The following is a 14153-nucleotide window of genomic DNA, read 5'->3' as shown; positions in this document are numbered from 1 at the left end:
AAAAATTAGGATAAAAGTTATGAAAATAGCCATTATAGGACTTGGACTTATGGGGGGTTCTTTGGGTCTTTGTTTGAAAGAAAATAAGCTTATTTCTTGTGTTTATGGTATGGATTTGAGTAAAGAAAATGAAAATGAAGCTTTAAAATTAGGTCTTATTCACGAGCTTATAGAATTTAAAGATTTAGCCCTTTGTGATATGATTTTTATCGCTACTCCTGTGGATGCTATCATAAGCATTATGCAAAGCTTAAAAGATTTGCCTTCTAATATCACTCTTATCGAGCTTGGAAGCACTAAAAGAAAGATTATAGAGGCTTTGCCCCAGAATTTAATCAAACAAAGCATTTTTGCCCACCCTATGACAGGAACGGAAAACTCAGGACCCAAAGCCGCTTTTAAAGAGCTTTATAAAGACGCTGTTTGTGTGCTTTGTGATAGTGAAATAGCGGGTGATTTACATCAAAAAAGAGCGGTAGAAATTTTTTCTCATTTGGGTATGAAAATAGTCTTTATGGATAGCATTTCTCACGACCATCACACCGCTATCATTTCGCATTTACCGCATGTTATTAGCTTTTCTTTGGCTAATTTTGTTATGCGAGAAGAAGATAAACGCAATATAGCCCATCTTGGCGGACCTTCTTTTAAGGGAATGTGTCGTATAGCTAAATCTTCTCCTGTGATGTGGGGGAGTATTTTTTCTCAAAATAAGGACAATGTTTTAGCTTCCATAGATTTTTTTCAAAAAGAATTAGAATTTTGTAAAAAAATGATAGAAAAAGACGAGAATGAAAAATTAAAAGCGTGGATGAAACAGGCTAATACTCTAAGAGAAATTTTGTAAATTTGCTAGGTATTTACTGAAAATATAATAAAATTTAGCACCCACAAAAAATATCAAAGAAATTTTTAAGGAAGCTTATGGCAAGAAGAGATGGCAGGACTTATTTGTCTGTTCTTACTTTGATTTTACTAGTGATTTTAGGTTTTTTCATTTCAAAATTAAGTATTTTTGAAAAAAATCCACCCCAAATTTTAATGCCCGATGTGCTTTATACCGACCTTAAAAAACCTATTTTAGTGCATATAAAAGATGAGCAAAGTGCGATTAAAAATGTCCAAATTACCTTGCATAAAGATGACAATACTAGCGTAGTTATAGCCGATGAAAAAATTTCTAAGCTCAAAGACCTTAGCTTACAAGTTACCTTGCCAAAATTAAGCTATAAAGAAAATACCAAGTCTTTTATCTTAGATATAGTGGCAAAGGATGCGAGTTTTTGGAATTTTTTTAGTGGCAATGAAGCCAGAAAGCAAATTGCGGTTTTGATAGACAATACAGCTCCAAAGATTGATATTATTGCTAATTCTTATCAAATCGAACAAGGCGGTGCGGCTGCTGTTGTATTTAGAGCGACTGATGTGAATTTAGCTAAGGTTTATATAGAAACAAATAAAGGCAGGGTTTTTAAAGCCACGCCCTATGTCAAGGAAGGCTACTACGCAGCTTTGATTGCTTGGGATGCCAAAGATGAAGAATTTCGTGCCTTTGTTATTGCTACGGATAAGGCGGGCAATGTTTCAAAAGAACGCATAAGATATTATTTTCTCAACCGAAAATATCGGGTTTCAAATATTAAGCTTACGGATAAATTTTTAGATGGAAAGATTGAAAATTTAGCCAAGCAATACGCTCCAAAGGACAATAATTTTACCCGTTTTGAGAAATTTAAATTTGTCAATGAAACCTTAAGAAATAGCAATGAAAAACTTATCCATGAAATCACTTCAAAGGTCCCTGAAGAAAAGCTAGATGATTTTGATTTAAATTTATTCTTGCCTCTTAAAAATGGCAAAAAAGTAGCTGATTTTGCCGACCATAGATATTATTCTTATGAGAATCAATTTGTAAGCGATTCTTATCATATGGGGCTTGATTTAGCCAGTGTGGCACAAGCACCCATTATAAGCAATAACGCAGGTAAGGTTGTATTTGCTAATGAAAATGGAATTTATGGGCTTAATCTCATACTCTATCACGGCTTTGGGCTTTATAGTCTTTATGGGCATTGTTCTTCTAAGAGTGTCGAAGAAGGCGAGCAAGTATCCGCTCAAAGCAGTATAGCAAAAACGGGCGTAAGTGGCTTGGCTTTAGGGGACCATTTGCATTTTGGCGTTTTGGTGCAAGGGGTTGAAACCCGCCCTGAGCAATGGCAGGATAAAAAATGGATACAAAACAATATCTATAATGTTTTAAATGATGGTAAAAAAATAATTTTAGGAAAAAATTAATGAAACAATTAACTTTAGCAAAAGCCGTCAAAGGCGTAGGTATAGGACTGCATAAGGGTGAGCCTATTGAAATGACTTTAGAGCCTTTAGAGGCTGATAGCGGTATAGTATTTTTTAGAAGTGATTTAAATGCCACTTATAAGGCAAGTCCTCAAAATGTGATTAATACTCAAATGGCAACCGTTTTAGGCGATGAAAGGGGCTTTGTCTCTACCATAGAGCATTTAATGAGTGCCATTAATGCTTATGGGATTGATAATATTCGCATAGTTTTAAACGCTAATGAAGCTCCTGTGATGGATGGTTCTAGCATTAGTTTTTGTATGATGCTTGATGAAGCAGGGGTAAAGGAGCTTGATGCGCCTAAAAAAATTATGGTGATTAAAAAGCCCGTTGAGGTAAGAGATGGGAATAAATTTGTGCGTTTAACCCCTACTAAAGAGCCTCGTATTAATTATACTATCAAATTTGACAATGCCCTTATAGGCGAACAAAGTTATAATTTTGAATTCAGTAAGAAAAATTATATAGAAAATATAGCAAGGGCTAGAACTTTTGGATTTTTAAGAGATGTTCAAGCTTTAAGAAGCAAAAATTTAGGCTTAGGCGGGAGTTTGGAAAATACCATAGTAGTGGATGAAAATCGTGTTTTAAATCCTGAAGGTTTGCGTTTTAAAGATGAATTTGTAAGACATAAAATTTTAGACGCCATTGGGGATTTGACCCTGCTTGGCTACCGCGTTTTTGGCGATTATATCTCCTTTGCAGGAAGTCATCATTTAAATCATTTGCTGACTAAAGAAGTTTTGAAAAATAAAGATGCTTATGAAATTGTAAGTCTTGAAAAAACAAGCGAAAAAGCTTATGAAAAGGTGTTTGCATAAAAACTACTCTTTTGCTTAATGCCTTGTCTAAGCCTTTGATGATTGGAATTTATGGGGATGATGAGCTTGTTAAAAGTTATACGAGTGAAGAAAAAACGAGTGAGTTTTTGCCAAAAATTTTAGATGAATTATTAAAACAATACGATTTTTCAAGCTTAATCTATGCTAATGGACCCGGCTCTTATATGGGGATTAAAATTTCTTATGTGAGTTTAAAAACCCTCAGCATAGTTAAAGATATACCCTTATTTGCGGTAAGTGCTTTTGAATTAAACGGCTATAAACCCATCAGTGCAAATAAAAATTTTTGCTTTGTGTATAAGCAAGGTGCGATTGTTTTAGAGCCAAATGAACCCGCTGAGTTTTTTTTGCCTAAAAATTTACAAGAGCTTAAACTAAATGATGATAATCTTCCCTTTTATTTTTTAAATGCGATTTAGGATGAAGAATTTTGAAAATTTTAGTTCCTGCTACGAGTGCAAATTTAGGACCGGGTTTTGATTGTTTGGGGCTTAGTTTAGGACTTTTTAATGAAACTCAAATCAGCAAGGCTAGTGTAAGTAGCATAAGCATACAAGGCGAAGGCAGTGATAATATTTTTCTTAAAAAAAATAATATTTTTGTCAATATTTTTTATGAAATTTATGAAAAACTAAGTGGAAAAAAAGATAATTTTCGCTTTATTTTTCAAAATAATATCCCCCTATCAAGGGGACTTGGAAGCTCTTCGGCTGTGATTGTTGGGGCTATTGCTAGTGCTTATTGTATGAGTGGTTTTAGGGTGGAGAAGGAGCGAATTTTAAATGAAGCCTTAAAATATGAAAATCATCCTGATAATATCGCTCCAGCTACGCTGGGTGGTTTTGTGTGTTCTTTGGTGGAAAAAAATAAAATTTATAGCGTTAAAAAAGAGCTTGATAAAGATTTAGCCGCTGTTGTTGTGATTCCAAATTTAGCTATGAATACCCAAAATTCGCGTCAAGCTTTAGCTAAAAATTTAAGTTTTAATGATGCGGTTTTTAATCTTTCTCACGCCTCATTTTTAACCGCTTGTTTTTTGGAGAAAAAATACGAATTTTTAAAATTTGCAAGTCAGGACAAACTCCACGAAATTAATCGCATGAAAAATTTACCCGAGCTTTTTGAAGTGCAGAAATTTGCTTTAGAAAATAAGGCTTTGATGAGCACGCTTTCAGGTTCGGGTTCTAGTTTTTTTTCTCTAGCTTTTAAAGATGATGCTTTAGCTTTAGCAAAAAAAATGCAAGCGAAATTTAAAGATTTTCGCATTGAGTATTTGGAATTTGATAATAAGGGCTTTGAAATTTGCTAGAAAATATGAAAAATAAGGTATAATTTTGATAAAACATAGTCCCATTAGAATGTGCATAGTGTGTAAAAATCGCTTCGAACAAAAGCTATTGTTTAGATTTAAAGTTGTTTTAGGAGTTATTGTGTCTAAAGCAGAATGTGGAAGAAGCGGGTATTTATGTCAAAATTGTATTGAAAAAGAAGATAAAATCTTACAAAAAGCATTTTCTAAAATATGTAAAAATTTAAACACCAAAATCACTCAGCAAGAACTTAAGGAGATATTTTTAAATGGCAAAGATTAGAATTCACGAAATCGCAAAAGAATTAGGCTACGACAGCAAAGAAATTATAGAAAAGGCAAATGAATTAGGACTAGGGATAAAAACAGCTTCAAGTTCCGTTGAAGCTGAGATTGCAGCGGCTATTTATGAATACATACAAACAAGAGAAATTCCTGAAGCTTTTAAGAAAAATATTAAAAATACCCCAGCGAAAAAAGCTAAAAAAGAAGGCGTAAAAAAGCAAGAAAAAGCGGGTGAAGTCAAAAATATTGAGCCTAAAAAAGAAGAAAAACTTAAGCAAGAAAAAGAAGAAGTGAAGATTGAAAAAGAAAGTGTAAAAAAGCAAGAAAAACAAGAGCTTGTAGAACTTCACAAACCTCAAAGCCTTGCTAGTGCTACCCTAGCTAAACGCAGAGGCTTAGTCATAGTCAAAAAGAAAAAAGATGAAGAAGAGTCTAAGGTCAAAGAAGAAGTGAAAAATTCAAACGATACCCCCATCCACAACGAAGAGCGTTTGAGTTTGAAAACTATGTTTTCGAATGCGGATGAAAATTTAAGAAAAAAGAAAAAAGAAAAAAAAGCCTTTTTAGCAAGCAAAAAAGAAAGCACTCAAAAGATGAATTTCTTAGATGAGCATGATTTTGCTGATATTTCTTTAGATGACGAAGATGAGGTAGTTTTGCCTGATTTTAGCACCAAAGAACAAGAAAAACCGCAAAGCAAAAAACAACCGAATTTTTTAAGACAGGCTGTGGGAAATTCCGCAGGCTTCACGCTTGAAGGGGGAATTCAAAGAAGAGGTCGTAAAAAACCCCCTAAAAAGATTGAAAAAAAAGAAATTGAAGAAGTAAAAAGTGTGTCTATTTCTAAAGAAATTCGTGTGTATGAATTTGCGGATAAGATAGGAAAAAATACGGGCGAAGTGATTTCAAAGCTTTTTATGCTGGGGATGATGACGACTAAAAATGACTTTTTAGATGAGACGGCGATTGAAATTTTGGCGGCTGAATTTGGTATAGAGATTAATATCATTAATGAGGCTGATGAGTTTGATTATGTAAAAGATTATGAAGAAGAGATTGATGAAAAAGATTTGGTAGCTAGGGCGCCTGTGATTACTATTATGGGGCATGTTGACCATGGTAAGACTTCTTTGCTTGATTTTATAAGAAAATCACGCATTGCAAGTGGCGAAGCAGGGGGGATTACTCAGCATGTGGGTGCTTATATGGTGGAAAAAAATGGACGCAAGATTACCTTTATCGATACTCCCGGACACGAAGCTTTTACGGCTATGCGTGCAAGGGGTGCGAGCATTACGGATATAGTTATTATAGTGGTGGCTGCTGATGATGGGGTTAAACCACAAACTAAAGAAGCGATTAATCACGCTAAAGCAGCAGATGTGCCTATTATCATTGCGATTAACAAAATGGATAAAGAAGCGGCTAATGCCGATAGGATAAAAACCCAACTTGCAGAGATGGATATTGTGCCAGTAGAATGGGGTGGGTCTTATGAATTTGTAGGAGTTTCTGCTAAGAGCGGAATGGGGATTGAAGATTTGCTTGAAACCCTGCTTTTACAAGCGGATATTTTAGAGCTTAAAGCCAATCCAAAAAGCCTTGCAAAAGCTAGTATTATAGAAAGTTCCGTGCAAAAAGGACGCGGAGCTGTGGCGACTATTATCGTGCAAAATGGAACGCTTAAGGTAGGTAGCACTATTGTTGCGGGTGAGGCTTATGGAAAAGTGCGTGCGATGAGCGATGACCAAGGCAAAGCCTTAAAAGAAATAAAACCGGGCGAATGCGGGGTTATAGTAGGGCTTAGTGAAGTAGCTGAGGCAGGCGAAATTCTCATTGCCGTAAAAAGTGATAAGGAAGCAAGAGAATACGCCAATAAACGCCACGAATACAATCGCCAAAAAGAACTTAGTAAATCCACTAAGGTTAGCATTGATGAGTTGGGTGCTAAAATCAAAGAAGGAAATTTAAAAGCCTTGCCTGTTATCCTTAAAGCCGATGTGCAAGGCTCTTTGGAAGCTTTAAAGGCAAGTTTGGAAAAGCTTAGAAATGATGAGATTAAGGTCAATATCATCCATAGCGGGGTAGGGGGAATCACGCAAAGTGATATAGAACTGGCTAGTGCGAGTGAGAATTCCATAGTATTAGGTTTTAATATACGCCCAACAGGAGAAATCAAAGAACGCGCTAAAGATAAGGGCGTAGAAATCAAAACTTATAATGTGATTTATAATTTGCTTGATGATGTAAAAGCCTTGCTAGGCGGTATGATGAGTCCTATTATTTCTGAAGAGCAATTAGGACAAGCAGAGATTAGACAAGTGATTAATGTGCCAAAAATTGGGCAAATTGCAGGTTGTATGGTGAGCGAAGGGGTGATTAACCGCGGGGCTAAAATTCGCCTTATTCGTGATGGGGTTGTAGTTTTTGAGGGTAATGTAAGCTCACTTAAACGCTTTAAAGATGACGCTAAAGAAGTGGCAAAGGGCTATGAATGTGGCGTAGGTATAGAAGGCTGTGATGATATGAGAGTGGGCGATTATATAGAAAGCTATAAAGAAGTAGAGGAACAAGCCAGTCTATGAATCCAAGTGAGCTTAAAAAACTACGCACCGAAAGTATCTTAAAAGAACTTATCCCTGAAGCTTTGGCGAATTTAGATGATGAAAATTTAAAAAATCTTTGCGTAGTGGATGTGGAGTGTAAAAAGGGTAGATACGATGCTTTTGTGTATTTGGATAAGATGTTTTTTAACGCCCACGAGCAAGAAAAGATTTTAAATTCTTTGAAAAAAGCAAGCAGGGCTTTGCAAAATTATTGTATGAGTGAGCAAGGCTGGTATAGGTGTCCTAATTTTCATTTTAAATTCGATGATAGGCTTGAATATCAAAACCATATGGACGCTTTATTTGAAAAAATAAAAAAGGAAAAAAATGAATCTAAAAGCCCTTTGTGAAGAAGCAGGACTTAGCCTTTATGATAGTGAGTTAGTCAGTGAAAATGGTAAGAAAATTTACCGCATTTATGTGATGAAAGCTTTAGATGAAAAGGGTCAAAGAGCGGGTGTGAATTTGGATGATTGTGCTAGGCTTAGTGAAATTTTATCGCCTATTTTTGATGTAGAGCCACCTGTGAGCGGGGAGTATTTTTTGGAAGTGTCCTCACCCGGACTTGAAAGAAAACTAAGCAAGATAGAACACTTTGCAAAAAGCATAGGCGAACTTGTGAAAATCACAACTAGCGAAAAAGAAAAAATAGGGGCAAAAATCATCAGCGTAAAAGATGAAAATATCATTTTAGAAAATTTAGAAAATCAAGAAAAAACTACTATAAATTTTAATGACATAAAAAAAGCTAGAACCTTCGTGGAGTGGTAAAAATGGTGACTTTTATAGACCTTTTTGCGGGCATTGGTGGATTTCACTTTGCGTTTAAAAATCTTAATTGCGTTTTTGCCAGTGAAATGGATGTAAATGCTCAAAAAACTTATCTTTTAAATCATTTAAACACTCCATTATTTGGGGATATTACACAAAAAAATATACAAGATAAAATTCCTAATGATTTTGATATTTTATGTGGCGGTTTTCCTTGTCAGGCTTTTAGTGTGGCTGGACTTAGAAAGGGCTTTGATGATAGTAGGGGAATTTTATTTTTTGAAATTGCAAATATAGTTAAAAAACATTTGCCGAAGGTAATTTTTTTAGAAAATGTCAAAAATTTAAAATCTCATAATAAAGGACAAACATTTTTAACTATTCAAACTATTTTAGAGCAGCTAGGATATTATGTTTTTAGTGAAATTTTAAATTCTTGCACCCATGCAAACATACCACAAAACAGAGAAAGAATTTTTATAGTTGCTTTTCATAAAAAGAAAGTAAAAAAATATCGTCATTTTTCATTTCCAAAGCCCATTAAATTGACAAAAACAATTAAAGATTGTTTAGAATACGATAAACAAGATGATAAATTTTATTATAATCCTAAAAGTAAGTATTATAAACAATTAAAAAAAGAAATTTTAAAAAAAGATACCATTTATCAATTAAGACGCATTTATGTGCGTGAGAATAAGTCAAATCTTTGTCCAACTTTAACAGCAAATATGGGGACAGGTGGGCATAATGTTCCTTTAATTTTGGATGATTTTGGAATACGCAAATTAACGGCTAGAGAATGTTTTAATTTTCAAGGTTATGATGATACTTTAAAGTTGCCAGATATAGCACTTTCAAAATTATATATGCAAGCGGGCAATTCTATTACCTTGCCACTAGTAAAACGCATAGCCAATCAAATTCTCAAAGTATTGTAATGATTAATTTTTATTGTTTGGATAAGGAAAGAGAATTAAATTATACGCATTTATTAAGTATTTTAGGTTCTTTATCTAGGCTTTTTAGTGAAAATGAAATTCCATTCTTGCATTATAGGATAATGGAAAATTTATTTTGCACTTGTTTTAATGCTAAAAATTTAAGCCGTTCGGATATAGCTTATGATGCACAAATTAATGATATAGGAATTGGACTTAAAACTTTTATTTGTGAAAAAAATAGTAGTATAGAAAAAATTGCAGAATTTAATAAATTATCATCTAATTTAAGGCGTATAAAAGATTTAGATGAACTTGTTTTGGAGCTTGTAAAATATAGAAATCAAAGAATAGATTTAGCAAATAAGCTCTATGGCATTAGCAGGGCATTTTATCATATTATAGCAAGGCGTAAAGATAGCTTTATATTTTTCCAAAGTGATTATGAAAAAATCCATTTAGATAAAATCAAAATCTTAAAAAATTCAAAATCCAGTATTTCTTTTACAGATGGTGTTAATGAATATTATTTTAATCATTCTAAAAGTGTTTTACAGAGAAAATTTTATATCAGCGAAAATTATAATGAGCTAAAAATAGAAATTTTAGATAATCCTTTAGAAATTTTACTCTCATTGAAAAATGATATTTTAAACAAAGCAAATTCTCAATTTTCTACTCTTGATTATGTGGTTTTACCACTTTATGCTTTGCAAAGAGGAGAAAAATATATTCCTCAAAAAAGCGGATTAAATCAGTGGAATGCAAGTGGAAGAGTGAGAGATTTAAACGAAGTTTATATAAAAATACCCATGGAAATTCACAAATTATGCCCCAATTTTTTCCCTAATGAAGACCATTCTTTTACACTTATAACCCCAAAAAATGAGAAATTAAGTGTAAAACTCTGCCAACAAAACGCAAAAGCCTTAATGAGTAATCCCAATAAAGCATTAGCTAATTGGCTTTTAAGAGTTATTTTGCAGTTAAAAGAAGGGGAATTAGCAACTTATGACAAGCTTCGAATTCTGGGCTTTGATAGCGTAATTATCAACAAAATAGATGATTTTGTTTATAGTATTGATATAATGCCCTTGGATAGTTATGAGAAATTTATTCGTTTAACAAAAAAAAGATTAAGTCTTCGTGGAGTGGTAAATTGAAGCTAAGTTGTTTGCTTGATAATTAAAATATTAATTCTCAACTTGTGGCATTTTTTAATACTAGGACTTAATAAGCAAGTGTCTTTTACATCCTTAGCTTTTTAAAAATTTTCCTATCAAATGCACCAAAAAGCCAAAACAAGCCACAGCTATGATACAAGCACCGCTTGAGAGATTAAGATAATAGCTAAGTATAAGTCCTAAAACACAAAAAATCATACTTAAAAAACTAGCCATTATCATAATTAAACCCAGTCTTTTAGTGAAATTTTCAGCGATAAAGCTTGGAATACTTAGCAAAGCCATAACCAAAATAAGTCCCACAAGGCGTATGGAAATGACTATGCAAAAAGCCATAAGGGCGATTAAAAGATAGTGAAAAAAATCCGTATTTATCCCCCGCACCCTAGCAAATTCAGCATCAAAGCTTAGGATTTCAAATTGCCTGTAAAATAAAAGGATTAAAATAACAACCACCCCATCTACCATTGCCATAAGCCATAAATCCCCCTCTCCTACGGCTAAAATGCTTCCAAAAAGATAAGCCATCAAATCCGTATTATAGCTAGGACTTAAATCAATAAGTATAATCCCCACAGCCATTCCAAAAGCCCAAATTACAGCGATAATGCTATCACTTCTATGCTTATAGCGTTTAGCTAAAAAGGCGACTAAAAAGGCTAAAAATAGGGTAAAAATGCTCGTGCTAACTAAGATGGGTAAGGAAAAATAAATCGCCACGCCTATACCCCCAAAAGCTCCGTGCGTTATACCTCCAGCCATAGAAAAAAGGCGGTTTATCATCACTAAAGTGCCTATGATTCCACAAGCTATACTGACTAAAATCGCTCCTAGTAAGGCATTTTGAAAAAAGGTGAAACTAAAAATTTCAAGCATAATTTTCCTTTGAAAATTTAGGGCAAAGCTCTTCTTTTTTAAATTCTGTTTTTTGTAATTTTCTTCTTATTGATTCTTGTTCGCATACTTTATCGCAATTTTCTTCATCGCAAAAACAAGCGTTTAAGCTCATTTCTACATCGCAAAAATGAGAATGCTCTTCGTATAAATGCTTTAAAAAATCGCCCTTTTGCTTTTCTTTGGTATTAGCGTGTAAAAAAAGCTCCTTGTTTAAATATGCGATTTTATCGCTAAAAGCAAGCACTAGGTTAATATCGTGGCAAATGAGTAAAATTCCTATGCCCTTTTGGTGCAAAGAACTCAAAAGCTCAAAAATTTGAATAGCTCCTTTATTATCCACGCTAGCCGTGGGCTCATCTAAAATAAGCATTTTGCACTCATCCACTAAGGCTCTTGCGATAAAAACTCTTTGCCTTTGACCGCCGCTGAGTGAATTAATACTCCTATCCCAAAAATCCTCCATTCCTACGCTTTTTAAAGCCTCCATAGCTTTTTGCTTATCTTTTTTGCTGTAAAAACCAAAAATTTTTTTACCCACAAGTCCCATAAGAACTATTTCAAGCACTCTAGGACAAAAATTAGGATTGGCTAGGGTGTGCTGGGGGACATAGCCGATTTCTTTTCTTTGCAGGGCTTTGAAATGGATTTCATTTTTGGATTTTAAAAGTCCTAAAATCAGCTTTACAAGCGTGGATTTTCCCGCACCATTTGGACCTATGATGGAGAGAAATTCTTCATTGTCATAGCTAAGATTGATGTTTTTTAAAATGATTTCATTGCCATAAGCATAGCTAAGATTAGAAAGTTCAAAAAAAAGCATTTAAAAACCTGATTTATGGATTACGCGAAAGAGCGTCAGCGGTTTTTAAAAGTTCATTTTCCCAATCGTAAGCTAAATGGTCGATTTTGTAAATTTCAGCACCGCTTTCTTTAGCTAGGGTTTTAGCGGCATTTTCAGGGAAGCCATTTTGAACGAAAATGACTTTGATATTCTTAGTTTTCATCAAGGCAATTAAATTTTGTAAATCCTTGGCTTTTGGTTCTTTGCCTAGAATTTCTACTGGAATTTGAGTGAGTTTATAACGACTAGCAAAATAACTCCAAGAAGGATGATATACTACAAATTCCCTGTTTTTAAGCTTTTCTAGCTTAGAAGCGATTTGCAGGTTGAGACTATCAAGCTGGGCTAAAAATTTATCCAAATTTTGTTTATAGAATTCTTTGTTTTGTGGGTATTTTTGAGCTAGGGTATCATAGATGTTTAAAGCCATAGTTTGCACTAAAATGGGGTCAAGCCAAGTATGCGGGTCAAATTCTTCGTGATGATGCTCGTCGTGTTCTTCGTGGATTTGAAGCAAGGGGATATTTTTTTGCATATCCACTAGTTCAAGCTTTTTGAAATTTTGACGGAATTTGCTCGTAAAAATTTTTTCAAATTCCAAGCCTATCGTGAAGTAAATATCGCTTTTTTCAAGCTTTTTCATAGTGCTGGGTTTAAACTCAAAACTATGTTCGTTGCTGTTTGGAGGCAAGATAATATTCACATCCAAAGTGTCCCCAGCGATTTTTTTGACAAAAAAGGCTTGTGGGGCTATGCTTACGCTTACCCTACCTATTTTCGTTTTTTCATCCACTTTTAAATCCCCAGCTTGGGCTAAGCTAAAAAATAAAATTCCAAGTATTAAAAGTATTTTTTTCAAAAATTTCTCCTTTTTTATGTCAAAAGTCAAAGCAAAATTATAACGATATTAAACTTAATAAACTTAATTTTATAGCGGGAAAATTCAATTTATTTAAAATTTATGCTTTTTGATTTATAATACAAGTTTTGCAGAAATATTGTTGATTTTAATATTTATTTTATAAGGAGCGTTAGCATGAGAAGTGTTAAGATTAAAGTTTCACTTATTGCAAATTTAATTGCGGTGTTATGTCTAGTGATTTTAGGTATTGTAACCTTTGTTTTTGTTAGAGATGTGCTTTATACTCAGGTTGCAAATGCTGAAATTAATAGCGTTAAGGTGGGTAAAAACTCCATAGAATCTTTTAAGGTAAGAAATTTATCCAATCTCCAGAGTCTAGCAAAAAGTATACTTAAAAATCCTTTAGAACACTTAGATAATCAAGATGGTTTGGTGCGTTATATTGGCACTGATTTGAAAAACTTCAAAGATGCAGGAAGATTTTTGGCTGTATATATAGCTCAGCCAAATGGTGAGCTTGTGGTGAGTGATTCAGATTCAGATGCGAAAAATGTGCCTTTTGGGATTTATGGCAAGGCTGATGGTTATGATGCTAGAACAAGAGATTATTATTCAGAAGCACTCAAAGCAAATGGACCTTATGTAACCCCATCTTATATCGATGTAACAACCAATCTGCCTTGCTTTACTTATTCTATGCCGCTTTACAAAGATGGTAAATTCATAGGCGTGTTAGCTATCGATATTTTAGTGGAAGAATTACAGAGTGAGTTTGAAAAAACTCCGGGAAGGGTTTTTGTATTCGATAGTAAAAATCAAGTATTCATTTCTACGGATAAAAGTATGCTAGTGCCGGGCTATGATATTTCAGGTATAGCCAATATCGCTGTGAATAAAAAGGATTTTGAGCCTTTTACCTACACAGGAGCTAAAGATGGCATAGAAAGGTTTGCCGTTTGTGCTAAGGCTTCTGATACCTATACCGCTTGTATTAGCGACCCTATAGAAATCATTACTGGACCCGTTTATAAAATCGCTTTTATACAGCTTACCATTGTCATTTTTACGAGTATTCTTGGTGTAGTCCTTCTTTATTTCATCGTTTCTCGTTATCTCTCCCCACTCTCTTCCATTCAATCAGGACTAAATTCCTTCTTTGATTTCATCAATCATAAAACAAAGAACATAGCTACTATTGATGTAAAAACTAATGATGAATTTGGTCAAATATCAAATGCCATCAATGAAAACATTCTA

Annotated in this window: 15 protein-coding genes; 12 read left to right on the top strand and 3 right to left on the bottom strand. The window is 33.9% G+C overall.

Translation table 11 applies throughout. From position 1 onward, the window contains the following. Positions 1 to 19: 19 nt before the first annotated feature. From ACLL8X_RS08630 to ACLL8X_RS08580, 11 genes are all read left to right on the top strand, one after another. A complete protein-coding gene (locus tag ACLL8X_RS08630) occupies positions 20 to 847 on the top strand; it encodes a prephenate dehydrogenase (protein ID WP_411990518.1) in 828 nt (275 codons plus the stop codon). Between the two features lie 77 nt (positions 848 to 924). Further along, a complete protein-coding gene (gene pgp6, locus ACLL8X_RS08625) occupies positions 925 to 2295 on the top strand; it encodes a peptidoglycan metallopeptidase Pgp6 (RefSeq protein WP_411990517.1) in 1371 nt (456 codons plus the stop codon). Further along, a complete protein-coding gene (gene lpxC, locus ACLL8X_RS08620; protein ID WP_411990516.1) occupies positions 2295 to 3179 on the top strand; it encodes a UDP-3-O-acyl-N-acetylglucosamine deacetylase in 885 nt (294 codons plus the stop codon). The genes pgp6 and lpxC overlap by 1 nt, the downstream gene beginning before the upstream one ends. 38 nt (positions 3180 to 3217) lie before the next feature. After that, positions 3218 to 3619, top strand: a complete 402-nt coding sequence (locus ACLL8X_RS08615; RefSeq protein WP_411990549.1) for a tRNA threonylcarbamoyladenosine biosynthesis protein TsaB — start codon at positions 3218 to 3220, stop codon at positions 3617 to 3619. Between the two features lie 11 nt (positions 3620 to 3630). Then, a complete protein-coding gene (gene thrB, locus ACLL8X_RS08610) occupies positions 3631 to 4509 on the top strand; it encodes a homoserine kinase (protein WP_411990515.1) in 879 nt (292 codons plus the stop codon). A 25-nt stretch (positions 4510 to 4534) separates the two neighbouring features. Next, complete coding sequence (locus ACLL8X_RS08605) at positions 4535 to 4792, top strand: YlxR family protein (RefSeq protein ID WP_411990514.1); 258 nt, start codon at positions 4535 to 4537, stop codon at positions 4790 to 4792. Continuing rightward, a complete protein-coding gene (gene infB, locus ACLL8X_RS08600) occupies positions 4779 to 7379 on the top strand; it encodes a translation initiation factor IF-2 (RefSeq protein WP_411990513.1) in 2601 nt (866 codons plus the stop codon). Before ACLL8X_RS08605 ends, infB begins: the two co-directional genes overlap by 14 nt. Then, positions 7376 to 7750: a 30S ribosome-binding factor RbfA gene (gene rbfA / locus ACLL8X_RS08595; RefSeq protein WP_411990512.1), complete on the top strand. Its 375-nt coding sequence runs from the start codon at positions 7376 to 7378 to the stop codon at positions 7748 to 7750. The genes infB and rbfA overlap by 4 nt, the downstream gene beginning before the upstream one ends. After that, the gene (gene rimP, locus ACLL8X_RS08590) at positions 7728 to 8171 is read left to right on the top strand and encodes a ribosome maturation factor RimP (RefSeq protein WP_411990511.1); all 444 of its coding nucleotides are present in this window, start codon (positions 7728 to 7730) and stop codon (positions 8169 to 8171) included. Before rbfA ends, rimP begins: the two co-directional genes overlap by 23 nt. A gap of 2 nt (positions 8172 to 8173) precedes the next feature. Further along, entirely contained in the window at positions 8174 to 9112 is a 939-nt protein-coding gene (dcm, locus tag ACLL8X_RS08585) for a DNA (cytosine-5-)-methyltransferase (protein WP_411990510.1), read from the top strand. After that, positions 9112 to 10275, top strand: coding sequence for a phospholipase D-like domain-containing protein (locus tag ACLL8X_RS08580; RefSeq protein WP_411990509.1), 1164 nt, complete (start codon positions 9112 to 9114; stop codon positions 10273 to 10275). Before dcm ends, ACLL8X_RS08580 begins: the two co-directional genes overlap by 1 nt. Positions 10276 to 10368: 93 nt before the next feature. On the opposite strand, the gene ACLL8X_RS08575 is transcribed toward ACLL8X_RS08580, so the two are convergent. From ACLL8X_RS08575 to ACLL8X_RS08565, 3 genes are read right to left on the bottom strand one after another with little or no spacing between them, the layout of a single operon-like run. Further along, entirely contained in the window at positions 10369 to 11172 is an 804-nt protein-coding gene (locus ACLL8X_RS08575) for a metal ABC transporter permease (RefSeq protein WP_411990508.1), read from the bottom strand. Beyond that, positions 11165 to 12013 carry an ABC transporter ATP-binding protein gene (locus tag ACLL8X_RS08570; protein WP_411990507.1) on the bottom strand — a complete coding sequence of 283 codons (849 nt, stop codon included), beginning with the start codon at positions 12011 to 12013 and terminating at the stop codon, positions 11165 to 11167. The genes ACLL8X_RS08575 and ACLL8X_RS08570 overlap by 8 nt, the downstream gene beginning before the upstream one ends. A 13-nt stretch (positions 12014 to 12026) precedes the next feature. Further along, the gene (locus ACLL8X_RS08565; RefSeq protein ID WP_411990548.1) at positions 12027 to 12866 is read right to left on the bottom strand and encodes a metal ABC transporter solute-binding protein, Zn/Mn family; all 840 of its coding nucleotides are present in this window, start codon (positions 12864 to 12866) and stop codon (positions 12027 to 12029) included. 204 nt (positions 12867 to 13070) lie between these two features. Here ACLL8X_RS08565 and ACLL8X_RS08560 point away from each other — a divergent pair. Next, positions 13071 to 14153: PDC sensor domain-containing protein (locus ACLL8X_RS08560; RefSeq protein WP_411990506.1), on the top strand; the 1083-nt coding region annotated here is incomplete at its 3' end.

This window comes from Campylobacter parajejuni (assembly GCF_046764905.1).
GTDB lineage: Bacteria > Campylobacterota > Campylobacteria > Campylobacterales > Campylobacteraceae > Campylobacter_D.
Note: the sequence above shows the minus strand (reverse complement) of the source record. Positions and strands in the feature narration are given on the sequence as shown.